This window comes from Stenotrophomonas sp. HMSC10F07, assembly GCF_001807895.1.
GTDB lineage: Bacteria > Pseudomonadota > Gammaproteobacteria > Xanthomonadales > Xanthomonadaceae > Stenotrophomonas > Stenotrophomonas sepilia.
Genome location: NZ_KV791456.1, coordinates 1 through 22,802 on the forward strand (window position 1 = coordinate 1; position 22,802 = coordinate 22,802).

General features: G+C 66.8%; 22 protein-coding genes. 18 read left to right on the top strand and 4 right to left on the bottom strand.

The features are described from left to right. From HMPREF3114_RS19490 to HMPREF3114_RS19505, 4 genes are all read left to right on the top strand, one after another. On the top strand, positions 1-318 hold a 318-nt coding region (locus HMPREF3114_RS19490), incomplete at its 5' end, for an SPOR domain-containing protein (RefSeq protein ID WP_141750860.1). Between the two features lie 100 nt (positions 319-418). Then, a complete protein-coding gene (locus HMPREF3114_RS19495) occupies positions 419-1,636 on the top strand; it encodes a D-alanyl-D-alanine carboxypeptidase family protein (protein WP_053498244.1) in 1,218 nt (405 codons plus the stop codon). A gap of 647 nt (positions 1,637-2,283) precedes the next feature. Further along, positions 2,284-3,453 carry a YadA family autotransporter adhesin gene (locus HMPREF3114_RS19500; RefSeq protein WP_256337664.1) on the top strand — a complete coding sequence of 390 codons (1,170 nt, stop codon included), beginning with the start codon at positions 2,284-2,286 and terminating at the stop codon, positions 3,451-3,453. 354 nt (positions 3,454-3,807) lie between these two features. Continuing rightward, positions 3,808-4,113, top strand: coding sequence for a hypothetical protein (locus HMPREF3114_RS19505; protein WP_053498241.1), 306 nt, complete (start codon positions 3,808-3,810; stop codon positions 4,111-4,113). A 147-nt stretch (positions 4,114-4,260) separates the two neighbouring features. Here HMPREF3114_RS19505 and HMPREF3114_RS19510 read toward each other — a convergent pair whose 3' ends face one another. Next, positions 4,261-5,319 (bottom strand): lipid A deacylase LpxR family protein, encoded by a 1,059-nt coding sequence (locus HMPREF3114_RS19510; RefSeq protein WP_083297631.1) that lies wholly within the window; start codon positions 5,317-5,319, stop codon positions 4,261-4,263. A 351-nt stretch (positions 5,320-5,670) separates the two neighbouring features. Here HMPREF3114_RS19510 and HMPREF3114_RS19515 point away from each other — a divergent pair, with 351 nt between their 5' ends. The 7 genes from HMPREF3114_RS19515 (at position 5,671) to gnd (ending at position 13,129) form a co-directional block, all read left to right on the top strand. Continuing rightward, a complete protein-coding gene (locus HMPREF3114_RS19515) occupies positions 5,671-5,949 on the top strand; it encodes a YbeD family protein (protein ID WP_005411067.1) in 279 nt (92 codons plus the stop codon). Beyond that, entirely contained in the window at positions 5,937-6,647 is a 711-nt protein-coding gene (gene lipB / locus HMPREF3114_RS19520; RefSeq protein WP_053498236.1) for a lipoyl(octanoyl) transferase LipB, read from the top strand. Before HMPREF3114_RS19515 ends, lipB begins: the two co-directional genes overlap by 13 nt. Positions 6,648-6,666: 19 nt before the next feature. Further along, positions 6,667-7,677: a lipoyl synthase gene (lipA, locus tag HMPREF3114_RS19525; RefSeq protein ID WP_053498233.1), complete on the top strand. Its 1,011-nt coding sequence runs from the start codon at positions 6,667-6,669 to the stop codon at positions 7,675-7,677. Positions 7,678-7,955: 278 nt separating this feature from the next. Continuing rightward, entirely contained in the window at positions 7,956-10,133 is a 2,178-nt protein-coding gene (locus tag HMPREF3114_RS19530; protein ID WP_005419368.1) for a carboxy terminal-processing peptidase, read from the top strand. Positions 10,134-10,366: 233 nt separating this feature from the next. Next, positions 10,367-10,957 carry a DUF2242 domain-containing protein gene (locus tag HMPREF3114_RS19535; protein WP_005419366.1) on the top strand — a complete coding sequence of 197 codons (591 nt, stop codon included), beginning with the start codon at positions 10,367-10,369 and terminating at the stop codon, positions 10,955-10,957. Between the two features lie 17 nt (positions 10,958-10,974). After that, positions 10,975-12,213 (top strand): hypothetical protein, encoded by a 1,239-nt coding sequence (locus HMPREF3114_RS19540; RefSeq protein ID WP_070490491.1) that lies wholly within the window; start codon positions 10,975-10,977, stop codon positions 12,211-12,213. Positions 12,214-12,223: 10 nt separating this feature from the next. Next, positions 12,224-13,129: a phosphogluconate dehydrogenase (NAD(+)-dependent, decarboxylating) gene (gene gnd, locus HMPREF3114_RS19545; RefSeq protein ID WP_070490487.1), complete on the top strand. Its 906-nt coding sequence runs from the start codon at positions 12,224-12,226 to the stop codon at positions 13,127-13,129. Between the two features lie 132 nt (positions 13,130-13,261). Here the strand turns inward: gnd and HMPREF3114_RS19550 are convergent, their stop codons facing one another. Then, positions 13,262-14,305 carry an oxidoreductase gene (locus HMPREF3114_RS19550; RefSeq protein WP_070490489.1) on the bottom strand — a complete coding sequence of 348 codons (1,044 nt, stop codon included), beginning with the start codon at positions 14,303-14,305 and terminating at the stop codon, positions 13,262-13,264. Positions 14,306-14,476: 171 nt separating this feature from the next. On the opposite strand from HMPREF3114_RS19550, the gene HMPREF3114_RS19555 reads away from it, so the two are divergent. The 4 genes from HMPREF3114_RS19555 (at position 14,477) to HMPREF3114_RS19570 (ending at position 18,864) form a co-directional block, all read left to right on the top strand. Continuing rightward, a complete protein-coding gene (locus HMPREF3114_RS19555; RefSeq protein WP_053498227.1) occupies positions 14,477-14,863 on the top strand; it encodes a BON domain-containing protein in 387 nt (128 codons plus the stop codon). 230 nt (positions 14,864-15,093) lie between these two features. Next, complete coding sequence (locus tag HMPREF3114_RS19560) at positions 15,094-16,911, top strand: sensor histidine kinase (RefSeq protein WP_053498224.1); 1,818 nt, start codon at positions 15,094-15,096, stop codon at positions 16,909-16,911. Next, complete coding sequence (locus HMPREF3114_RS19565; RefSeq protein ID WP_005411057.1) at positions 16,908-17,348, top strand: response regulator; 441 nt, start codon at positions 16,908-16,910, stop codon at positions 17,346-17,348. Before HMPREF3114_RS19560 ends, HMPREF3114_RS19565 begins: the two co-directional genes overlap by 4 nt. A 4-nt stretch (positions 17,349-17,352) precedes the next feature. Then, on the top strand, positions 17,353-18,864 hold the full coding sequence (locus HMPREF3114_RS19570; RefSeq protein ID WP_005419354.1) for an ATP-binding response regulator: 1,512 nt from the start codon (positions 17,353-17,355) through the stop codon (positions 18,862-18,864). Positions 18,865-18,944: 80 nt separating this feature from the next. On the opposite strand, the gene HMPREF3114_RS19575 is transcribed toward HMPREF3114_RS19570, so the two are convergent. After that, entirely contained in the window at positions 18,945-19,685 is a 741-nt protein-coding gene (locus HMPREF3114_RS19575; protein WP_053498223.1) for a proteasome-type protease, read from the bottom strand. 89 nt (positions 19,686-19,774) lie between these two features. On the opposite strand from HMPREF3114_RS19575, the gene folK reads away from it, so the two are divergent. Further along, positions 19,775-20,260 (top strand): 2-amino-4-hydroxy-6-hydroxymethyldihydropteridine diphosphokinase, encoded by a 486-nt coding sequence (gene folK, locus HMPREF3114_RS19580; RefSeq protein WP_053498221.1) that lies wholly within the window; start codon positions 19,775-19,777, stop codon positions 20,258-20,260. Between the two features lie 76 nt (positions 20,261-20,336). Here the strand turns inward: folK and HMPREF3114_RS19585 are convergent, their stop codons facing one another. Further along, positions 20,337-21,074, bottom strand: coding sequence for a pteridine reductase (locus tag HMPREF3114_RS19585; protein ID WP_053498218.1), 738 nt, complete (start codon positions 21,072-21,074; stop codon positions 20,337-20,339). 59 nt (positions 21,075-21,133) lie between these two features. Between HMPREF3114_RS19585 and HMPREF3114_RS19590 the strand changes: the two genes are divergently transcribed. Both HMPREF3114_RS19590 and HMPREF3114_RS19595 read left to right on the top strand, forming a co-directional pair. After that, positions 21,134-22,318: a class I SAM-dependent methyltransferase gene (locus HMPREF3114_RS19590; RefSeq protein ID WP_053498216.1), complete on the top strand. Its 1,185-nt coding sequence runs from the start codon at positions 21,134-21,136 to the stop codon at positions 22,316-22,318. Then, a complete protein-coding gene (locus HMPREF3114_RS19595; protein WP_053498214.1) occupies positions 22,315-22,707 on the top strand; it encodes a VanZ family protein in 393 nt (130 codons plus the stop codon). The genes HMPREF3114_RS19590 and HMPREF3114_RS19595 overlap by 4 nt, the downstream gene beginning before the upstream one ends. The last annotated feature ends 95 nt before the right edge of the window (positions 22,708-22,802 follow it).

Sequence of the window (22,802 nt, forward strand, 5' to 3'; positions counted from 1 at the left end):
AGCGCCGCGCCGCGCGCGGTCACGCCGGCGCCGGCGCGTACGACGCCGGCCACACCGACCGCCCCCAGCCTGTCGCAGCAGGTAGTGGGCGCGGTGATGGTGCAGGTCGCCAGCTTCTCCAGCCGCGACAATGCCAACCGCGCAATGGGCCAGCTCAACGCCGCCGGCATCGTCGGCGCGACCATCAGCGACATCGCCGCCGGTGGCCGCACCCTGTTCCGCCTGCGCGTTCCCGCCAGCGACCATGCCAGTGCCGCGGAACTTGTCGGCCGCATTGCCGGTCTGGGCCTGGGTTCGCCGCAGATCGTCAAGGATTGACCCACCCGCGCCGGTGCTGCCGGCCCATGCTGCCCCGGCCTTACAATGGCCACTACGTTCCACCCTCCATTCCTGGCCGTCCCCTGGAGCCTGCTGTCCAATGAATTTCCGTTCCGCCGCCACCGCCCTGGCCGCCACCCTGGTGGTGGGCCTGGCTTCCGCCCAGACCCCGCTGCCGACCCCGGCCACGCCGGCGCCCGCCGCCGCTGCCGCCCCGGCCACCGTTGCCACCCCGCCGGCGCCGGTGCCGAGCGTATCCAAGGCCTGGGTGCTGATGGACTACGCCACCGGCCAGGTGCTGGCCGGCGAGAACATCCACGAGCAGCTGGCCCCGGCCAGCATCACCAAGGTGATGACGTCCTACGTGATCGCCGCCGAGGTCAAGAACGGCAAGGTCCGTGCGGATGACCAGGTGATGATGAGCGAACGCGCCTGGCGCGAAGGCGGCGCGGGTACCGACGGCAGCTACAGCGGCTTCCCGGTCAACCAGACCGCACGCCTGGAAGACATGGAAAAGGGCATGGCGATCCAGTCCGGCAATGACGCCGCGATCGCCCTGGCCGAGCACGTGGCCGGCAGCGAAGAAGCCTTTGCGTCGCTGATGAACAGCTACGCCGCCAAGATCGGCATGAAGAACTCCCACTTCGTCAACGCCCACGGCCTGACCGCCGAAGGCCACCACAGCACCGCCTACGACCTGGCGCTGCTGGGCCGCGCGATGGTGCGTGATTACCCGGAAACCTACGCGTACAACAAGATCAAGGAATTCCAGGTCGGCAACATCAAGCAACCGAACCGCAACCTGCTGTTGTGGCGCGACGGCAGCGTGGACGGCATCAAGACCGGCCACACCTCCGAAGCGGGCTACTGCCTGATGAGTTCGGCGCAGCGTGGCGACCAGCGCCTGATCGCCGTGGTGTTGGGCGGTGCGTCGGAAAAGCAGCGTGCCGATGACAGCCTGGCCCTGCTGAACTGGGGCTTCCGCTTCTTCGAGACCCACCGCCTGTACGAGCCGGGCAAGGCCGTGGCCGAGCACAAGGTCTGGAAGGGCACCACCGACAAGGTGCAGCTGGGCGTGGCCCAGCCGATGCTGGTGAGCGTGCCGCGCGGCCGCTACAACGACCTGAAGCCGAGCATCGATGTGCCCAAGACCCTGGAAGCACCGTTCACCGCCGGCCAGCAGATCGGCACCGTGAAGGTCACCCTGGATGGCAAGGTCGTCGCCGAAGCGCCGCTGGTGGCCGTGGCCGCCGTTGAGCAGGCCGGCTTCTTCAAGCGCCTGTGGGACAGCTTCTGGATGTGGTGGGAATCGGAGTAAGCGCCGCGGCGTCCCACCTGCGCTGCTGAAGTGATCGAAAAACGCCGGGCTCTGCCCGGCGTTTCTTTTTCTGGTGGGAAGTGTTGGTCCAGAGGCGGCAGATTCGTCGCTGTCCGATAGGTCGGCCTGCGAGCGTCGCACACCATGACTCCATCCCGCTCCGGGGTGACTGCCCGCGCCATTGCGGCAGCCCCCCATCAGCATTCCATGGAGATACTGTCATGCCGCCACGCCGTCGCGTCGTTTCCCTATATCAGCCGCCTGCGCGCGGCCTGCAACTGGCATCGGCACTGATTGTCGCTCTGTCGCTGCCGGCAGCGGGGGGCTGGGCCAACGAGCTCGCAGAGGCACTGGGATGCAGTGTCGGCGAGGTGGTGTCGGACGGCCTGCGCTGCGAAGCGGCGTCCCGTGCAGGCAAAGTCGCATCCTTTGACGACGAGAATGTCTTGCTCGGAAGGGGCACTTCCACCACAGGCCAGGCGGACATTGCCATCGGCCGGAACGCCAGCGCGGACAGCATCAATGCCAAAGGATCGGACCCCGATGACTACTCCATTGCGATCGGGCCATCTGCACAGGTCACGGGGGGCGGCTCGATTGCCCTGGGCGGAAACGCCAAGGTCATTGGCGCGACCAACAGCGTTGAAATGGACGCCGTTGCCGTAGGCATGAAGAGCGAGGTGACTGGAGAACACGGCGTGGCATTGGGCTATGCCGCCAAAGCCAAGGACCAGGGCAGCATGGCGCTGGGCTACGAGGCGGAAGGCTCGGCAGAGGGCGGCATTGCGCTGGGCTACCGGGCGCGCAGTATTCACCAGGGCAGCCTCGCGCTCGGTGCCGGATCTCAGACGGGCGCCGACAACACCGTTTCCTTCGGCAACGCCACGCTCAAGCGCCGTTTGACCAACGTCAAGGCCGGCGAGGAAGCAGATGATGCCGTGACCATGGGCCAGTTGCGCTCGGCGCTCGGGGTCGACCCGAACACCGGCACCCTGTTGAACAGGCTGACCTACGATGACGCTTCGCTGGCCAGTGCCAGCCTGGGCGGCAGCGGCGGCACGGTCCTGGGGAACCTGGCGCGCGGAGCGGTGGCGCATGACAGCCAGCAGGCCATCAACGGCCAGCAGCTGTGGGAGGTCAAGGCCGATTGGGAGGCCCGTTGGCGCGATATGGATGACCGCATGGCCGAGGTTGAACGTAGCGGTGGTGGTAGTGGAGGCGGGTCGGGTGGCGTGGTTGCACCAGGCAAGGGAGCAGGGTCGGTGGCGGTGGGCACCGGCAGTACCGCCGATGGCCGTGGTGCGGTTGCGATGGGCAGTGGCAGCCGTGCCGATGGCAATGGCGCGGTGGCGATCGGCGAAGGCGCAGCGGCCACCGGCCACAATTCGGTGGCCATCGGCGCGGGTTCCAGCGCCGACCGCGACAATGAATTCTCGGTTGGCGCGCAGGGCAATGAGCGTGTGGTCAGCAATGTCGCAGCGGGCGTGCGCGCGACCGATGCGGTGAACGTGCAGCAGATGGAGGATCGCTTCAAGGCAGAGCGTGAGTACACCGATCGCCGCTTCACCCAGTTGGACAGGCGCCTGGACCGGATGGGGGCGATCAGCGCCGCCTATGCGGGCATGGCCATCAACACCGCCGGTCTGAGCGGCGACAACCGTATTGGTGCGGGTGTGGGGGCGCAGAACGGGCGTTCGGCACTGGCCGTGGGCTACCAGCGGATACTGGGCGAGAAGAGGAACGTCTCGGTTTCCCTGGGGAGCGCGTTCAGTGGCAGTGACCAGAACCTCTCCGCAGGCGCGGGTTTCAGCTGGTAGCAAGAGAGGGGTACTGCGCCTGGTGGAAAGACAGATCGCTATGTGCGGATGGAGGGCCCCCTTCCGGAATGGCGATTGCCCCTCGATGGGCGTTGCAAGAGAGGAGCAGGGGTGGCGAGTACCATCCCAGTCGGAGCCAGCGCTTCGCCTGAAGGGGAGTGCTGGCAGAACGAGTCCTTCGTCACATTTTGAGATACTCCGCTGTGGAGTTCACGGCTGCTGAATCCATCGGCGGCTACAGCTGTGCGGCCGGGGGCAGTCTGTTTCCTCTGGTAACGCGCCGCCGGGGGGGGCGCGATGTTGCAGTTGCCCCTGCTGGTGGAGTTCATCAATGGCAACCGATGAGGGTCCGCAATGAACATCATGAAGAGCACGCGCTTGGCAACGGTGCTGGGGGTAACCCTGCTGGGCGTTCTGCTATGCGAAGGTTCGTCTGCGGCAGGCGACAACATCGTCTATGAGCGTGTTGTACTGTTCGAGCTCATCAACGGTGCGTTTATGCGATGCGAGAGTACCGTAGAGGTCGCCCGATGCGCGCCCGGCTCGGTGCCGCAGAATCTGGTTACTCAATCGGTCCCCTTTGAATGCAAGGCGCTGGGGCTGGTATCCGTCAGCCTGAATCTGCCAAGGCAGGTGCCGACCAGCTGCGTCGCCCAATGATCTTCGTTGCTTGATCTGGAGGCTCGGGGAAACCCGGTCCTCCAGATGATTGCTGCAGTACCTCAGCAGGTTGCGCCTGCATGACGGGCCAGGTTGCAGCAATCAGTTTGGTCTTAACGGTGTGCCGACCCGCGGTCGACACCCGCACTACAGCGCACGACTGATGGTGAAGCTGCCGAACACCGGCGCCTCGCGCTGGCCGTTGAATTCGCGCGTGCTGTGGTAGCGCGCGGCAGCGAACTTCCAGCGGCCGTACATCACCGCCACGCCGTACCCGCCGTAGGCCACCACATGGCGCTTGTCCACGCTGTGACTGTTGCGGAAGGTGTTGCCATCCAGGGTGATATCGCGGATCACCCAGGCAGCGTCCGAGGTCGCGAACAGGTGCCAGGACCACCCACCGGGGCGGCCGCTGCGGGTCGGCGCCGTGTTCTCACCGGCCGGGCGCAACGGCGTGCTGCCGAAGTCGTCCGGCAGCTTCCAGCCAAAGCGCACTTCACCGCCGAAATTGGCCTTGGTTTCCAGGTTGCCGATCGACCCGCCGTAGTGGCTGATCGCGTCCCAGCCCCAACCGTCGGCATTGACGCTGGCATCGCCCGGCCAGCGGCGCATGCGCTCATGGGTCAGCATGAACAGTGGTTCGTTGTGCAGCTGGTTGTCCCAACCCTTGAATTTTTCGTCGCCCAGCACGTCGTGCACGGCATTCTGCACCTGCTTGCCCTGTGCCCAGGGGCCGACCACGCCCAGTGTCAGCTGGGTGGTCTGCAGGCGGTCGCCGCTGCGCGCATTGAAACCGAAGTTCGCGATCAGCACGCCGGCGTAAGGGCGGTCGTCCTCGATCAGGTCCCTGCGAGTGAAATCGGTCGGGGTGAAGATCCCCTGGCCGATGCTGAAGATCATGTTCTGCTGTTCGAACTTGCCCGGATGCAGCCCTTCCAGGTACCGGTTCACCCAGCGCGCCATGCGCGGCAGGCAGGGGTCGTCGGTGTAATCGACCAGATTGGGGGAGACCAGGGTCAACAGCGCACCGTTGGTATAGCCCTGATCCTGGTGGCGGCCGCCGAACAGGTCGTTGTCGACGCGGAAATTGACCTGCGGCGGGTGGTCGCGCATGGCGTCCGGGCCACATTGTTCGGTCGCCTGGGCGGCAAGGGGGAGGGCGGAGGCCAGCAGGCCGGCCAGCCCGAGGGCTGCGACACTACGCATGGATGGAATGCTCATGGGGAAGGGGGCGGTTTTCAGTCGTTTTCTGCAACGCTACGGTACTCGTGCCCGCGCGTCGGAACGAGCACGTCCGGATCACTTGTCTGTTCCGAAAACAACATTGTCCGGCGGGCACAATTTGTTACCCGCGCACGCGCCGCAGGCCTGGCGTGAAGGCGGTCGCAGGCCGCCCGTACGATGTTCGCGTTGGTGACGGTCAGGAGATTGCAGTCAGCTGCCGTTGGGCCTCAGGCCCGTCCCTTTGGGCCGCCTGCAACGCAGCAGACCGCCGGTGCCGTCCTGGCGTTGATGAATACTCTTGGGTTTGTTGCCCTGCGGCCCGATAATGGGGCCATGGAAATCAAGTCCGACAACCCCGACCACGGCTTCCAGTTCCCCGGCCAGTTCGAGCTCAGCGCCATGGGCCCGGCCAACCGCGGCCTGGAGCATGAGCTTCCCCGCCTGTTGCTGGCCGCCGGCATCGATGTGGTGAACGAACGCATCAGCTGGAAGCACTCCTCCAACGGCAAGTACGTGTCCGTCCGCATCGTGTTCAAGGCCGAGAGCCGCGAACAGTACGACCTGGCGCACCAGGCGCTGCGTGACCACCCGGAAGTGAAGTGGACGCTGTAGCCGACTCCTGCCCGGCCGAAGCCGCCCCGGAGGACCGTGCGCCGCGTCCGGCGCTGGTCCGTGACCTCGGCCGACAGCCGTATGAACCGGTGTGGCGCGCCATGCAGCGCTTCACCGACCAGCGCAGCGACGCCGATGCCGACGAGCTGTGGGTGGTCGAGCACGATCCGGTGTTCACCCTGGGCCAGGCCGGCAAGGACGAGCATGTGCTGGCGCCGGGCGACATCCCCGTGCTGCACGTGGACCGCGGCGGCCAGGTGACCTATCACGGCCCCGGCCAGATCGTGGTCTATCCGTTGCTGCGCCTGCCACGGCTGGGCATCGGCGTGCGCGACTACGTATGCCGCATCGAGCAGGCGCTCATCGATACCCTGGCCGAGTGGAACATCGGCGCCGAACGCCGCGAGGGCGCCCCGGGCGTCTACGTCGGTGGTGCCAAGATCGCCGCACTCGGCATCCGCGTGCGCCGCGGATGCACCTTCCATGGGCTGGCCTTCAACGTGGCCATGGACCTGGAACCCTTCCACCGCATCAATCCCTGTGGCTATCAGGGGTTGCAGGTGACCTCGGTGCTGGACTTGGGCGGCCCCTCCGGGATGGAGGCCGTCAAGCCGGTGCTGCTGGACCACCTGGCCCGCCAGTTTGGCCTGCTGCTGCAGCACACGCCCGAACTGCCCGATCTTTCTGCGGCCGCCTGACCGCCCCCCCGGAACTGCCATGACTGAAACCACCGCCCGTTCCATTCCCCTGCAGATCGTGCAGGGCGATTCTCCGTCCGCCGCGCCGTTGCAGGCCGGGGTCAAGCAGCTGGGCGGTGACAAGATCAACCGTTCGCCGGTGCAGTTCGCCGATGCGCCGGTACTGCGCAAGCCGTCCTGGATCCGCGTGCGCATTCCTTCGGGCAATGCCGTGCAGAACCTGAAGGCCAAGCTGCGCGAGAACCGCCTGGTGACGGTCTGCGAGGAAGCCAGCTGCCCGAACATCCACGAATGCTTCGGCCATGGCACCGCCACCTTCATGATCCTCGGTGAGGTCTGCACCCGGCGCTGCTCGTTCTGCGACGTGGCCCATGGCCGCCCGAAGCCGCCGGATGCCAACGAGCCGGCCAGCCTCGGCCAGACCGTGGCCGACATGGGCCTGAAGTACGTGGTGGTGACCAGCGTCGACCGCGATGACCTGCGCGACGGCGGTGCCCAGCACTTCGTCGACTGCATCACCGCCATCCGCGAAAAGTCGCCGGGTACCCGCATCGAAGTGCTGACCCCGGACTTCCGCGGCAAGGGCCGCATGGAACGTGCGCTGGAGATCCTGGCGCAGAACCCGCCGGATGTGTTCAACCACAACATCGAGACCGTGCCGGACCTGTACCGCAACGTGCGCCCGGGTGCGGACTACCAGTGGTCGCTGAACCTGCTGAAGAACTTCAAGGCGCAGCACCCGGACGTGCCGACCAAGAGCGGCATCATGCTGGGCCTGGGCGAAGACTTCGAACAGATCAAGGCCACGATGCGTGACCTGCGCGCGCACGATGTGGACATGATCACCATCGGACAGTACCTGCAGCCGACCGCGCACCATCACCCGGTGCTGAAGTACTGGACCCCCGACGACTACAAGGCACTGGAAGACTACGGTTACGAGCTGGGCTTCAGCCACGTGGCGTCCGGCCCGATGGTGCGCTCGTCGTACCACGCCGACGTTCAGGCCAAGGGCGCCGGGGTTTCCTGAGACCCTCCCGGTGGGTGGGAGCTGCTTCTCCTGTGGGTGCGGACCGTTGGTCCGCACGCCTCTGCCTGCGGTAGAGCCGAGCCCATGCTCGGCTGCTTGCTGCCGGCCAGCCGAGCATGGGCTCGGCTCTACATGCATTCACAATTTGCTACACCGGCCCCGCTAGGCTGGTTTTCCGCCGAGCGCGGCCGGGTGACAAACCCGGCAACTTTCGGCACTGTCGGGGTGTCTGAACACCCTGCAGTCTCCCCCTTGGCAAGGCGCCTTCGAGCACGTCAATGAAATTCAAAGCCCCCGCATTCCTGATGGCCCTGGCGCTGGTCGCGCCGCTGGCGCTGGCGGCCAAGGCCGATTCGCCTGCATTGCCCGCTGCGGCAACCGCCGATCAGGTGACCACCTCCAAGCTGGTGTATGGCCTGTTGTCCGACAGTCGTTACGCCTACCGCCCGCGTGCGCTGGACGAGGCCACCTCCAAGGACGTGTTCAAGCGCTATCTGGAGACGCTGGACGGCGCCAAGCAGTACTTCACCCAGGCCGACGTGGCGCGCTTTGCGCCCTTCGAAGCCAACATCTCCTCGGCCATCCGTGGCGGCGAACTGGAGCCGGCGTTCCAGGTGTTCGCGGTCTACAAGCAGCGTGTCGGCGAACGTGTGGCCTTTGCGCGCAAGCTGCTCAAGCAGGAGCCGGACTTCACCACCGACGAGCGCTTCGAATACGACCGCAAGAAGGTGCCGTGGGCGGCCAGCAGCGCCGAGCTGGATGAGCTGTGGCGCAAGTCGGTGAAGAACGACTGGCTGCGCCTGAAGCTGGCGGGCAAGAAGCCGGACGATATCCGCAAGACGCTGGACAAGCGCTACGCGACGCTGGAGAAGTCGGTCAATGAGCTGAAGGGCGAAGACGTCTTCCAGTTCTTCATGAATTCGTACACCAGCGCGGTTGATCCGCACACCGATTACTTCACCCCGCGCACGGCCGAGAACTTCAACCAGGCGATGTCGCTGTCGCTGGAAGGCATCGGTGCGCAGCTGCAGCGCCAGGACGACGTGGTAGTGATCCGCGAGATCATCGCCGGCGGCCCGGCCGCGGTGGACGGCACGCTGAAGCCGGGTGACCGCATCGTCGGCGTTGGCCAGGGCAAGTCCGGCCAGGTCGAGGACGTGATTGGCTGGCGCATCGACGATGTCGTGGCCAAGATCCGCGGCGCCAAGGACACCCAGGTCAAGCTGGAGTTCATTCCGGCTGCCGAAGGTGCCGATGGCAAGCACCACACCCTGGTGCTGACCCGGCAGAAGGTGCGCCTGGCCGAACAGGCCGCCAAGGGCGAGACCATGACCATTCCGGCCGCCAACGGCGAGCCGGCACGGAAGATCGGCGTGATCAAGCTGCCGACCTTCTACCAGGACTTCGAAGGCCGTCGCCGCAACGCCGCCGACTATGCTTCGGCCACCCGCGACGTGGCCAAGCTGCTGGCTGGTTTCAAGAACGACAAGCTGGACGGCGTGGTGCTGGACCTGCGCAACAATGGCGGCGGTTCGCTGGATGAAGCCATCGAACTGACCGGCCTGTTCATCGAGCAGGGCCCGGTGGTGCAGGTGCGTGAGTCTGGTGGCCGCGTCACCGTCAACAGCGACCGCAACCAGGGTGTGGCGTGGGATGGCCCGCTGGCGGTGCTGATCAACCGCGGTTCGGCCTCGGCCTCGGAGATCTTCGCCGGTGCGATCCAGGATTATGGTCGTGGCCTGGTGATCGGTGAAACCAGCTTCGGCAAGGGCACCGTGCAGAACATCGTCGACCTCGACCGTTGGCCGAGTGGCGAGACCCAGCGCTTCGGCCAGGTCAAGCTGACCATCGCCCAGTTCTTCCGCATCAGCGGCAGCAGCACCCAGCACAAGGGCGTGGTGCCGGACCTGGCCTTCCCGGCCAGCGTCGATGCCACCGAGTTCGGCGAGAGCACCTACGATAACGCCCTGCCGTGGACCCGCATCGCCGCCGTGCCGCACACCCAGTACGGCAACTTCGCGCCGCTGCTGCCGAAGCTGGAGGCCCGCCACGACGCGCGAATCGCCACCGACAAGGAATTCCAGTGGTGGAACGAGGACGTGCAGCAGTTCCGAACCGAGGCGGCGAAGAAGTACATCTCGCTCAACGAGGCCACCCGTCGCGCCGAACGCGAGCGCCAGGACGCCCAGCGCAAGGAACGCCAGCTGCAGCGCAAGGAGCTGGGCTTGGCCTTGGACCCGCTGGCCGATGACAGCAGTGATGACGGCCTGACCGGCAACGAGCGCGACATCGTGAAGGATGCCGCCCGCGAAAAGGCCGCCGAAAAGCGTCCGGACCCGCTGCTGCGCGAGTCGGCCTCGATCCTGGCCGACGCGGTGAACCTGCTGGCCAATGACCGTCCGCTGTCGGCCCAGGTGCTGCCGCAGTCCACCGGCGCGGGGCGTTGGGCGGACTGAGCCGGAGACGGCGCGCGACATTCGCAGGGGCCGGCATTGTCGGCCCCTTTCTGTTTGGCGACCTCGTTCACGGTAGCGCCGGGCCATGCCCGGCGAGCGAACTGCCACAAACGACTTAATCCCCTCCGTCCCCTTTTACGTGCATGAACCGGGAGCAACGTGGGGGGCCGTATCGACCTGCCGCACACGGGGGCGGGACTACCCTTGGTGCTTCCGTTCTCGCAGGAGTACCCATGCGGGCCTCCCGTCTTTCCAGCGCTGCCGTGGCGTGCGCCAGCGCCTTGATCCTTTCGGCCTGTGGTGGCCGCGCCGCCGACAGCACCGTGCTGCGCGAGTCCTTCGATTCCGGCGATACCTTCTCGCGCACCGTTGAGGGACGCCCCGGTGAAGCCTGCGAGGCCGCGCGCCGCACGCTGCTCAGCCAAGGCTATGCCATCGCCCGTTCCGATGATGCACAGGTGGAGGGCAACAAGAACTTCCAGCCGCGCGAGGATGACCATGAGCAGCTGGTGCTGCGCATCTCGTGCGCCCCGCGCGGCAGCCAGACGCTGGTATTCGTCAGTGCAGTGCAGGACCGCTACGCGCTGAAGAAGAGCCCGACCTCGGCCAGTGTCGGTGTGGGTGCGCTGGGCTCGGTGTCGCTGCCGTTCGGCAGCAACGACGACTCGCTGGTGAAGGTGGCCAGCAGCACGGTCACGGATGCCGAGTTCTATCGTCGCTTCTTCCAGCGCCTGCAGCAGTATCTGCCGGCCGCGGCGGGCACGCCATCGCCATCGCCGGCAGCGGCGCCGGAACCCGCACCGGCGGTTACGGACCAGGGCTGAGCGTGCGCGGCAGGTGGCTGATTGCAGCCCTGCTGCTGGCGCCCGCGTGGGTCGTGGCATCGCCATCCCCGGACTGTACGCAGGGCCTGCTGCAGCGGTTGGGGTGGCGCTTCGAAGAAGCGTCCCTCACTGCGCCGCAGGTGCGCGGTGGTCCCGTATGTACGCGTGCCTCGCTGGCTGATTCACAGGCGGCCGGCGACCTGCAGGTGCGGTGGCCGGCGGCGCTGCCCGCTGCTGCTCGGCACGCACTTCTGCAGCAGCTGCTGGATGATCCCGCCACCATCTGCGCCTATGCCTTCCAGCTGGGGGCGGCCACGCGGCGCGCGACTTCGGCATTGCAGGGCAATCCCACGTTCCGCTTCTCCGGCCCGCAGCTGGGATGGATCGGCTTCGGATTGCAGGGCGCACCGGCACAGGGTTGGCAGCGTACACGCAGTTTCGGTCGTGGCTTCGTGCCCCGCGCGGGCAACAGCCATGCGCTGGAGGCGTTCTACAGCGGTGCCGTGCGTGCCGAATGCGGTGTCGGCCGCCAGGTCGCACAGCTGGCCACCCAGCGCGAGCTGTATGGCGATGCTGCGTTCGACACCGGGTTCGCAGCGGAGGAACTGTCGATCGGCACCTTCCTCGCGCTGCACGACACCGACAGCATCCTGCTCGGCGCGCATGCCGGCGACTTCTTCGCCGACGGCAAGGCGGTGCGCACCTCGGCGATGGGGCGGCAGGCGTTCGTGGGCGTGCCCGGTTTCATCGAACATGTGTACGACAAAGGCACGCTGGACGACCTGAGCAACCAGGCCGAGAACTTCGTGGTGGTCGAGGTGGGCGAGGGCGCTGCGCAGGCGCTGGCACTGCACGCTGGCTTGGCCTGGTACGACCAGCGCAATGCCGAGCTCTGGAAACTGGCGCAGGACATCCCGCGCATCGGCCAGCGCTATTTCGAGCGCCTGCTGTTCGAGCGCGATCCACAGCTGCGCGCGCGCCTGGCACCGCGCTACCACGCGGCTCTGGTGCGCATGGTTCAGCTGCTGGACGATCCGTTCTACCAGCAGTTCGTGATCTACGTGCATCCGCGCGGTATACGTCCTATCGGCTACCACATCGTCCGCCTGCTCGATCGCAACCCGAGAACGCCGTTTTCCATCGACCTGGCGGTGCACAATCTGCATACCACGCTCTACCGGCGTTGGCGCGAGGCGCAGCTGCGCCACTGCGCGGCTACCGGCAGGCCAGGCAGCCTGACCCTAGACCCCAACTGAAGGTGAAACAATGGATATTGCAATGATCGGCCTCGGCCGCATGGGCGCCAACATGGCCCAGCGCCTGCATCGCGGCGGCCACCGCGTGGTCGGCTACGACCCGGGCGGAAGTGCGCGCCAGCGTGCTGCAGAGGCCGGCCTGGAGGTGGTTGATTCGCTGGCCGCCGCCGTGGCCGCGCTGCCGGTGCCGCGCGTGGTGTGGCTGATGGTGCCGGCGGGTGAAACCGTCGACCAGACGCTGGGACAGCTGACCCCGCACCTGGCTGAGGGTGACATCGTCATCGACGGCGGCAACTCCAACTACCAGGACTCGATCCGTCGCGCCAAGGCGCTGGCGGAGGACGATCTGGGCTACGTCGACTGCGGCACCAGCGGCGGCGTGTGGGGCCTGCAGGAAGGCTACAGCCTGATGGTCGGTGGCGAAGCATCGGTGGTGGAGCAGATCGCACCGCTGCTGCGCACGCTGGCTCCGGCGGAGGATCGCGGCTGGGCGCGTGTTGGTCCATCCGGCGCCGGCCATTTCACCAAGATGGTCCACAACGGCATCGAGTACGGGATGATGCAGGCCTATGCCGAAGGCTTCGCGCTGATGGAGCGCAAGCAGGAAATGGAACTGGACCTGGCCCAGGTCGCCGAGGTGTGGCGCCACGGCAGCGTGGTGCGTTCGTGGCTGCTGGACCTGAGTGCCGAAGCCCTCAAGCGCAATCCGTCGCTGGATGGCATCGCACCGTACGTCGAGGATTCCGGTGAAGGCCGCTGGACCGTGGCCGAAGCCATCGCGCTGGACGTGCCGGCACCGGTGATCACGTTGTCGCTGCTGGAACGCCTGCGTTCGCGCGAATCGAATTCGTTCACCGATCGCCTGCTGTCGGCGATGCGCAATGAATTCGGCGGCCACGCCATCAAGAAGTCGTAAGCACTGCTGGGGTCGGACCCCTTTCCGCAGGAAAGGGCTCTGACCCCATGCAGCCAATCGGGCATGGCTCGACTCTACAAGAGCCTTCTCCGATCGTTGCCACGTCATCCACGCATGGCGTGGATCTACTGGTCAGTGCAACGCGATCCGCCGCCCTTCACGCGCGCTGTCCATGCCGGCCTGCAGCAGCCGCATCAACTGCAATGCCTGCATCGGGCTGACCGTCGCTTCGCCGTCGCCGTGCATCGCCGCGGCGAACTGCGCATACAACCGACGATAGTCGCCGGGCAGGTTGTCGACGGTGCTGCGCAGAACATTGTCTTCTGCATCACAGTGCACCAGTTCGCCATGCCGGGGATCGATGCCCCATCCGGGCGCACCCGGCGCTACGCCGCGGCGCAGCTGGGCCTCCTGCACATCCAGGCCGTACTTGATCCAGCTGGCCTTGCCGCCATGCACGCTGAAGTGCGGGGCAGGGGCAGCCACCAGCGAACCGGCATGCACGATGGCGCGATGCCGCGGGTAGTGCAGTACGGCGTGGAAGTAGTCGATGCCGGCGCCACCTTGGCGCTGCACGGCCAGATCCGCATCGATGGCGTTGGGCCAGCCGAACAGCACCAGCATCTGGTCCAGCAGGTGCGGGCCGAGGTCGTACCACAGGCCACTGCCTGGCCCGTCCTGTTCGCGCCAACGGTCGCGCACCTGCGGCCGGTAGCGGTCGAAATGCGCATGGCATTCGGCCACCTCGCCCAGCGTGCCTTCGGACAGCAGCGCCTGAAGCGTGAGGAAGTCGGCATCGAAGCGCCGGTTCTGGAACACGGTGGCGATGCGGCCGGCGTCGCGTGCCGTGGCCAGTACCGTTTCCGCTTCGGCCACATCCAGCGCAAAGGGTTTGTCGACCAGCACGTGCTTGCCGGCGGCCAGCGCGGCCATCGCCAGCGGCGCGTGCTGTTCGTTCGGCGTGGCGATCACCACCGCATCCACCGCTGGATCGTCGAACACGTCCTGTGGCGTTGCACGCACGTGTACGTTGCTGAACGTGCGCAGCAACGTGTCGCGCTGCGAGCTGACGATGCTGTGCAGGGCCAGGCCGGGCGTGTGCTGGATCAGCGGCGCATGGAAGACGCGGCCGGCGAGGCCGTAGCCGATCAGGGCCAGGTGCAGGTCGGGGCGCATGGCAGAGCTCCGGCAGGAGGGAAGGGCAGGGTAAACGACGGATGCGGACAACCCAAAACTGAACCGTTGCCGTTGGAAACGCTTCGATTCACGGCGGCATGACCACGACGCCACGCCTGCTCCACGTGCGCTTGTCCAGACTGGCAGCACATCCCGAAGGAGAACGACACGATGAGCAATACCACTCGCACGCTGATTGCTTCTGCCCTGACGCTGGGCCTGGCACTGTCCTCCTCGGCCGCATTCGCCAAGGACCCGGCCGCCAAGAGCCCGCCGACCACCAGCGCACATCCGGCTACCCACGCGGATCGCCATGATTCCAACGAACCGGTGACCGACAGCTGGATCACCACCAAGGTGAAGGCGGACCTGCTGACCAGCAGCAACGTCCCGGGCACCGAGATCAAGGTGGAAACGGTGAACGGCGTGGTCAGCCTGAGCGGCACCGTGGCCACCCAGGCCGAGAAGGACAAGGCGGTCACCACCGCCAAAGGCATCAAGGGCGTGACCCGCGTCGATGCCGCCGCATTGAAGGTCAGCGCTGCCGCCAAGCGCTGAACCGGTTGGGCGCCCCGCGTGGGGCGCCCGCTGACCTGTAGACCCGAGCCATGCTCGGCTGGCACTCCAAGGCAGCCGAGCATGGGCTTGGCCCTACAGGTCTGATTGCCAACCCGTTCAGCCGATTACGCTGGAAATTCCAGAGTTGTGACCGCCTGCGCTATATTGCCGGTTCCGCCGCAACCGGGCTCGGCCCGGCCAACGCGTCGCGGCAGAGCTGACGAGGAACTATGGCGCTGGTTTTCAGTGACGACATCTGGGACCGCTGGCGGCTGCCGGCCTTGGCGCTGGCCGCCGCCGCGATCATCGTGGTGCCGTGGTTGACCCTGCGCAAACTGCAGCAGGACAGCGAACAAGCGATGGCCTGGGTCAATCATACCCAGGCCGTGGGCGTGGCACTGCAGCAATTGCAGGCCGATGTGCGCGATGTCGAATCGGCCGCGTTGACCCTGTCCAAGGGCGTGGATGCCCCCGGCCTGCGCGAACGCATGGCCCGGGCCGATGAAATTCCCGGGCGCCTGGCCGAACTGGGCCGGATGACCCGCGACAATCCCGACCAGCTGATCCGCATCGGTCGGATCGAATCGATGCTGGAAGGCCGCATGGCACTTGCCCGCGAGTTGGCCAGGTCCGAACCGAACAGCGACCAGCGCGAGCTGGTGCAGGACCTGAGTACGCGCTATCCCATCCGCGGGCTGGTGGAAGAACTGCAGGCCAGCGAGCAGAAGCTGCTGGCGCTGCGCGCCGAGCAGGCGGCACGCCAGCGCAAGCAGACCGAACTGGTGTCGTGGAGTTCGCTGCTGATCCAGCTGGCGCTGCTCGGCCTGGTGCTGTGGCTGCTGCAGCGGCAGATCGGCCGTCGCCTGCATGCGGAGCGGCAATCGCTGCGCTCGGCTGCACGTGCGGCGTCGGTGCTGCAGACCGTGCGCGAACCGATCGTGCTGCTCGACCGCGACCTGCGCGTGCAGCTGCACAATCCAGCATTCGCTGAACTGTACGGCCTGCAGGACGAGCGCGCCGACGGCCTGCTGCTGGAAAACGTTGGCGACAACGCATGGCAGGACCCGGTGGTCCGGCAGCGCCTGGCCGACGTACTGTCGCGCGGTCGCGAACTGTGGGACTTCGAGCACGAGCAGCGCACCGCCGACGGCATGGTGCGCCACATGCTGCTCAACGCGCGGCGCATGCCGCTGCCCGACAGCGATGACGAGGTGGTGCTGCTGACCATCAGCGACGTCACCATGCAGCGCGCAGTGCAGCTGCGCGTCGAAGAGCTGAACCGCCAGCTGGAAGGAAAGGTTGCGCAGGTGTCCGAGGTCAACCGCGAGCTGGAGGCCTTCAGCTATTCGGTCTCGCATGACCTGCGTGCACCGCTGCGCCACGTGGCAGGATTCTCCGACAAGCTGTCGCGCCACCTCGGCGATCAGGCTGATGACAAGAGCCGCCACTATCTGGACGTGATTTCCAGTTCGGCCCGGCGCATGGCAGCGTTGATCGACGACCTGCTGGTCTACTCGCGACTTGGCCGCGCGGCGATGCGGCAGCAGGCGGTGGACATGCAGTCGCTGGTGGCCGACACCCGCGCCATGCTCGATTCCAACCTGCAGGCCGAGGCCGAGAACAGCGGCCATGCGCACCAGGTGGAGTGGAGCATCGCGCCGCTGCCGATCGTGGTGGGCGACGAAAACATGATCCGCCAGGTCTGGCTCAACCTGCTCGGCAACGCAGTGAAGTACTCGGGCAACCGCGAACCGGCGAAGATCCGCGTTGACTACCAGCAGCAGCCCGACGGCGGCCATCAGTTCACGGTCAGCGACAATGGCGCAGGCTTTGACATGGCCTACGCCGGCAAGCTGTTCGGTGTGTTCCAGCGCCTGCACAAGGCCAGTGACTACCCGGGGACCGGCATCGGCCTGGCCAGCGTGCGCCGCGTGCTGACCCGCCATGGTGGCCGTATCTGGGCCGAGGCCGAACCGGACGTCGGCGCTGCTTTCCACTTCTACCTGCCCCCCGCGACCGACGCGGACAAACAAGGTCCCTCTGCATGACGACTCTGCGCACCATTCTTCTCGCCGAAGACAGCCCGGCGGATGCCGAAATGGCGATCGACGCCCTGGAAGAAGCGCGTCTGGCCAATCCCATCGTGCACGTCGAGGACGGCGTGGAAGTGATGGACTACCTGCTGCGCCGCGGCGCCTTCGCCAACCGCGAGGAAGGCTTGCCGGCGGTGCTGCTGCTGGACATCAAGATGCCGCGCATGGATGGCCTGGAAGTGCTGCGGCAGATCCGCGAGCACGAAGAACTCAAGCGCCTGCCGGTGGTGATCCTGTCGTCTTCGCGCGAGGAAAGTGACCTGGCCCGCAGCTGGGACATGGGCGTGAACGCCTACGTGGTCAAGCCGGTGGACGTGGACCAGTTCTTCGGCGCGGTGCAGACCCTGGGCAAGTTCTGGGCATTGATCAACCAGGCACCGGAACTCGAGTGAGCCCATGCCCCTGACCGGTCCCGCCCTGGGGGCGCTGCGCATCCTGCTGGTGGAAGACTCACCGGAAGATGCCGAGCTGATGTCCGAACAGATGCTCGACGCGGGCCTGGAGGCCCGCTTCGAGCGTGTGGAGAGCGAGGCGGAACTGCGCCAGGCACTGGCTGTGTTCCAGCCGGACATCGTGCTGTCCGACCTGAGCATGCCGGGGTTCTCCGGTGACGACGCGCTGCGCATCGTGCGCGAGACCTCACCGGAGGTGCCCTTCATCTTCGTCTCCGGCACGATGGGTGAGGAGAATGCGGTAGCGGCGCTGCAGAAGGGCGCCAACGACTACATCATCAAGCACCAGCCTGCGCGCCTGCCTTCGGCGGTCGCGCGTGCGATCCGCGATGCACGCAGTGCGGTCGAGCGCGCACGCGTGGAAACCGAACTGATGCGTGCGCAGCGCCTGGAAAGCCTGTCTCTGCTTGCCGCCGGGCTCAGCCACGACCTGCGCAACATCCTGCAGCCGTTGCTGATCATGCCGGACCTGCTTAAGGCCCGCACCGAGGATCCGCAGCTGCACCACCTGGCCGACGTCATCGCCGAGTGTGGCCGCCGCGGCCATGAGATGGCCGAGTCGATGCTGTCGTTCGTGCGTGGTTCGCGCAAGCCGAGCGAGCGCATCGAGATCGACGGCCTGTTCGACGCGGTGGCGCTGCTGTTGCGCAGCAACGTGCCCGATGCCGTGCGCCTGGAACTGCAGGTGCTGGACGAAGGCCTGGTGGTCGACGCCAACTACACCGAACTGCAGCAGGTAATGCTGAACTTGGCGCTCAACGCGATCCAGGCGATGCCCAACGGTGGCCGCCTGAGCCTGACCGCCAGCCATGCCGGGCAGCGCGATGGCGTGGACTGGATGCAGATCTGCGTGTCCGATGAAGGCATCGGCATGGATGCGGACACGCTGTCGCACCTGTTCAATCCGTTCTTCACCACCAAGGCCGATGGCACCGGCCTGGGTCTGATTTCCTGCAAGCGCATCGTCGAAGGCGCCGGCGGCAGCATCCATGTCAGCAGCCAGCCGGGGCAGGGCACCTGCTTCGAGCTGCGCTTGCCGATGCACGAAGCCAGCGACGGCAGCGAGCCGATCGAGCAGCTGGTGGCCCTGGGCAGTGGCCAGTCGATCCTGGTGGTCGACGGCGAAGCTACGCGCCTGTCGCTGCTCGGCAACGCGCTGTCCAGCCAGGGGTATCAGCTGCAGCTGGCCTCCGATGGCCCGGCGGCGCTGCGCTGGATGCAGCAGGAGGCGATGCCGGCGCTGGTGATTGCAGACGCCGGCTCAAAGCTGCTGCCGGCCAGCCAGCTGCTGGGCGAGATGGCTGCGCTGGGCTATCGCGGCCCGGCGCTGGTGCTGGAGGACGCGGCGGTGGCGGTGCCTGCCGATGCCTTCCCGGCCGGCGTGGACGTCCATGTACTGCGCAAGCCGCTGCAGATGCAACAGGTGTTCCGCGCAGTGGCCGAGGCGCTGGGCTGATGCCGCTGGGGTTCTGTAGAGCCGAGCCTATGCTCGGCTGCTGTTCGCATTGACCTCGACGGCCGAGCATGGGCTCGGCTCTACAGGGCGGTTTCCCAGGGGAACCGCGGCAGGGCGTCCACCGCCTGTTCCAGGCGCCGTGACCAGTTCTGGTGGATATCGGCGTACAGCGCTGAATCCGCGCCCAGCCGCAGTTGCTGGCCGATGCGCAGTTCACCGTCGCGCAGCAGCGCCAGGTCGATCGGCAGGCCTACCGACAGATTGGAACGGATGGTGGAGTCCAACGAGACGATCGCCGTGCGGGCGGCATCCTCCAGGCGCGTGGCGGGGCTGAGGATGCGGTCGAGGATCGGCTTGCCGTACTTGGATTCACCGATCTGCAGGTAGGGCGTCTCCGGTGAGGCGGCGATGGCGTTGCCGAGCGGGTAGATCATGTACAGCCCAGGCCGCTCACCGGCAATCTGGCCGCCGAAGATCAGCGTGGCCTGGGTATTGACCCCATCGTGGCCATGTTCACTGTGGCTGCTGTGCACCTGGCTGTCCACCAGCAACTGGCCAACGTACGCGGCGGCCTCGAAAAGGTGAGTCATGTCGCGCAGGTTGGGTGAGCGCCGTTCGTCGGCATCGCGCCCCAGGCGCGACACCAGCAACTGGGTGGTGGCCAGGTTGCCAGCCGCCATCAGCACGTAGGCTGCCTGGCCGGGATATTCGAACACGTGCAGCTTGCGATGCACGCGTACATCGTCCAGCGAGGCATTGGTCCGGGTGTCGGCAGCGAAGACCAGGCCCTCGTCCACCTCGATTCCAACGCAATAGGTCATGTCGGTGCCCTATCATGTGCGTCCCGGATTGTAGGCAGGCCGCCGTGACGACGGCATGTCCACGCCCCCATCGCTGCCACCTGAACCGCATGACGACCGTGCTCCTGAGCCTGGGCAGCAATGTCCAGCCCCGCCGCTACCTCCACGCCGCGGTGGCGGCCCTGCGCGAGCGCTTCGGCGCGCTGCAGGTCTCGCCGGCCTACCGTACCGCCGCGGTCGGCTTCGACGGCCCGGCCTTCCTCAACAACGCGGTGGCGATCGAGACTGACTTGCCGCTGCAGGAACTGGACGACTGGCTGCATGCGCTGGAAGACGCGCACGGCCGCGACCGCAGCGGGCCGCGCTTCTCCGACCGGACCCTGGATATCGACGTGGTGTTCTACGGCGACCTGGTGGTGGAAGGTCCCGGCCACCTGCGCATTCCCCGTCCCGAACTGAAGCATGCCTTCGTGCTGAAGCCGCTGGCCGACATCGCGCCAGACTTCATCGATCCGGTCAGCGGGCTGGACCTGGCCACGCTGTGGCGCGCGCACGCGCAGTTTGGCGAGGCGTTCGAGGTGGTTGACCTGGATTGATGGGTTGTTGTTGCCGCTGCGCTCGCCGGGCATGGCCCGGCGCTACCGGTGGTGCCGGCCGCTGGCCGGCAACATTTCAGCTGACGGTGCGCCCGCCATCCACGCGCAATGTGTGGCCGGTGACGAAGCTGGCTTCGGCCACCAGCCAGTACACCGCTTCGGCAATCTCCTCGACCGTACCGATCCGCGCCAAAGGCGTGCGCGCCAGCAGCGCCTCGCGGGCGAAATCGTCCTTGCCCTGTTCGGGCCACAGGATCGCGCCGGGCGCCACCGCATTGACCCGCACTTTCGGCGCCAGCTCCAGCGCCAACGAACGGGTGGCCATCTCCAGCGCGGCCTTGGCCATCGTGTAGGCGATGTGGTCGCGCATCGGATCGGTGCCGTGCAGGTCGGTCAGGTTGACGATGCAGCCCTGCTGGCGGCGCAGGTAGGGCGCGGCGGCCTGTGACAGCAGCAGCGGCGCGCGCGCGTTGACCGCGTACAGCTCGTCCATTGCCTCGGCGGTGACCTGGCCGAGCGGGGTGGCATAGAAGTTGGAGGCGTTGTTGACCAGTGCGTCCAGGCGGCCGAAGTGGGTAACGGCCTGTTCCACCAGGTCGGGCAGGGCGTCGGCGTCACGCAGGTCGGCCTGCAGCGCAAGCACGCTGCCCGGCCGCACATTTTCGAAATCGAACGCGGCCTGCTGCAGTTCGGCGCTGGAGGTGTTGGCATGCAGTACCACCGACCAGCCACAGGCGTGGAACTGGCGGGCGATGGCCGCACCGATCCGGCGCGCGCTGCCGGTGATCAGGACCACGGGGTGGGTATCGCTCATCGAGGGTCCTCCAAGGCTCGGCTATCCTGTGCACCATTGTCACCGCATTCGAAGACGCCATGCAGCCCACCTTCCCCCTGCCCGAAGCCGATGCCCTGGCCCACAGCGACCAGCTGGCGGCCGCCCTGCGTGCCGAAATCCTTGCGCAGGGCGGGGCGATGCCGTTCTCGCGCTTCATGGAGCTGTGCCTGTACACCCCCGGCTGGGGCTACTACAGCGCCGGCGCCAGCAAGTTCGGTGGCAGCGGCGACTTCACCACCGCACCCGAGCTCGGCAGCCTGTTCGCCGGCAGCGTGGCCAATGCGCTGGCGCCGGTGTTCGCGCAGCTGGGCGCGCAGGCCCGCATGCTGGAACTGGGGGGCGGTACCGGCGCCTTCGCCGAGGCCGTGCTGCTGCGCCTGGCCGAACTGGACGCGCTGCCGTCGCGCTACGCCATCCTCGAACCCAGCGCCGACCTGCGCGAGCGCCAGCAGCAGCGCCTGCAGCAGAACCTGCCGGCCGAGTTGGCCGCGCGCGTGGACTGGATCGACCGCCCGTTCGAGGAGGACTGGGAGGGCGTGGTGTTCGCCAACGAGGTGATCGATGCGCTGCCGACCCCGCGCTTCCTGATCCGGGACGGCGAGGTCTACGAGGAAACCGTCGAGCTTGATGGCGAAGGCAACTTCATCCGTGGCGCGCAGCCCGCTGACATCCTGCTCAACGGTGCGGTGCGCCACATCGAGCGTTACCTGGAAAAGCCCTTTGCCGACGGTTACCGCTCCGAGGTGCTGCCGCAGCTGCCGTACTGGCTGCAGGCAGTGGCTGGCGGCCTGCAGCGTGGTGCGATGCTGTTCGTCGATTACGGTTACAGCCGCAGCGAGTTCTACCAGCACGACCGCGACGATGGTACGGTCCGCGCGTTCTACCGCCACCACGTGCACAACGACGTGCATCGTTGGCCGGGCCTGCAGGACATCACCGCCTCGGTGGATTTCACCGCGATGGCCGAGGCGGGCATGCACGGTGGTTTCGAACTGGCGGGGTACTGCAGCCAGGCCAGTTTCCTGCTCGGCAACGGCCTGGACCAGGTGCTGCTGCTGGCCGAAGAGCGCACGGATGAGGTCGGCCGCATCCAGCTGCGTGACCAGGTGAAGAAGCTGACCCTGCCGACCGAGATGGGTGAGCGCTTCCAGGCCATCGGCCTGCAGCGTGGTATCGATTTCGAGCCGGCGTTCGAACTGGGCGACCTGAGCTGGCGCCTGTGAGCAGTGCGTTGCCGCTGATCAAGCCGCTGCGGCGGCCGCGGCTGTGGACTGTGCTGTGGGTGCTGGCGGTACTGCTGGTGGTCGTGGTCTGCCTGATCCCGCCACCGCCGATTCCGCTGCCGGAAAACAGCGACAAGGGCGAGCACTTCCTCGCCTACTTCATCCTGGCCGGCAGCGCAGTGCAGCTGTTCCGGCCGGGGCGCCCGCTGCTATGGGTGGGCGTGGGGCTGGTGGCGATGGGTGTCGGCATCGAGTTCGCGCAGGGTGCGCTGACCAGCAACCGCACTGCCGATCCGATGGACGCCATTGCCAACACGATCGGCGTGCTGGCGGGCATGGCCACGGCACTGACCCCGTTGCGCGATCTGCTGATGCGCTGGCGGGGGTAAGGTTTCCTGTAGAGCCGAGCCCATGCTCGGCTGCCTACCGAAAGGCAGCCGAGCATGGGCTCGGCTCTACAGTAGATCCACGCCATGCGTGGATG

Excerpts from the sequence above, each read along its gene's own strand:
- HMPREF3114_RS19495 (WP_053498244.1), top strand. The coding sequence starts at position 419 with ATGAATTTCCGTTCCGCCGCCACCGCCCTGGCCGCCACCCTGGTGGTG.
- HMPREF3114_RS19500 (WP_256337664.1), top strand. The coding sequence starts at position 2,284 with ATGGACGCCGTTGCCGTAGGCATGAAGAGCGAGGTGACTGGAGAACAC.
- HMPREF3114_RS19505 (WP_053498241.1), top strand. The coding sequence starts at position 3,808 with ATGAACATCATGAAGAGCACGCGCTTGGCAACGGTGCTGGGGGTAACC.
- HMPREF3114_RS19510 (WP_083297631.1), bottom strand. The coding sequence starts at position 5,319 with ATGCGTAGTGTCGCAGCCCTCGGGCTGGCCGGCCTGCTGGCCTCCGCC.
- HMPREF3114_RS19515 (WP_005411067.1), top strand. The coding sequence starts at position 5,671 with ATGGAAATCAAGTCCGACAACCCCGACCACGGCTTCCAGTTCCCCGGC.
- lipA (WP_053498233.1), top strand. The coding sequence starts at position 6,667 with ATGACTGAAACCACCGCCCGTTCCATTCCCCTGCAGATCGTGCAGGGC.
- HMPREF3114_RS19530 (WP_005419368.1), top strand. The coding sequence starts at position 7,956 with ATGAAATTCAAAGCCCCCGCATTCCTGATGGCCCTGGCGCTGGTCGCG.
- HMPREF3114_RS19535 (WP_005419366.1), top strand. The coding sequence starts at position 10,367 with ATGCGGGCCTCCCGTCTTTCCAGCGCTGCCGTGGCGTGCGCCAGCGCC.
- gnd (WP_070490487.1), top strand. The coding sequence starts at position 12,224 with ATGGATATTGCAATGATCGGCCTCGGCCGCATGGGCGCCAACATGGCC.
- HMPREF3114_RS19550 (WP_070490489.1), bottom strand. The coding sequence starts at position 14,305 with ATGCGCCCCGACCTGCACCTGGCCCTGATCGGCTACGGCCTCGCCGGC.
- HMPREF3114_RS19555 (WP_053498227.1), top strand. The coding sequence starts at position 14,477 with ATGAGCAATACCACTCGCACGCTGATTGCTTCTGCCCTGACGCTGGGC.
- HMPREF3114_RS19560 (WP_053498224.1), top strand. The coding sequence starts at position 15,094 with ATGGCGCTGGTTTTCAGTGACGACATCTGGGACCGCTGGCGGCTGCCG.
- HMPREF3114_RS19565 (WP_005411057.1), top strand. The coding sequence starts at position 16,908 with ATGACGACTCTGCGCACCATTCTTCTCGCCGAAGACAGCCCGGCGGAT.
- HMPREF3114_RS19570 (WP_005419354.1), top strand. The coding sequence starts at position 17,353 with ATGCCCCTGACCGGTCCCGCCCTGGGGGCGCTGCGCATCCTGCTGGTG.
- HMPREF3114_RS19575 (WP_053498223.1), bottom strand. The coding sequence starts at position 19,685 with ATGACCTATTGCGTTGGAATCGAGGTGGACGAGGGCCTGGTCTTCGCT.
- folK (WP_053498221.1), top strand. The coding sequence starts at position 19,775 with ATGACGACCGTGCTCCTGAGCCTGGGCAGCAATGTCCAGCCCCGCCGC.
- HMPREF3114_RS19585 (WP_053498218.1), bottom strand. The coding sequence starts at position 21,074 with ATGAGCGATACCCACCCCGTGGTCCTGATCACCGGCAGCGCGCGCCGG.
- HMPREF3114_RS19590 (WP_053498216.1), top strand. The coding sequence starts at position 21,134 with ATGCAGCCCACCTTCCCCCTGCCCGAAGCCGATGCCCTGGCCCACAGC.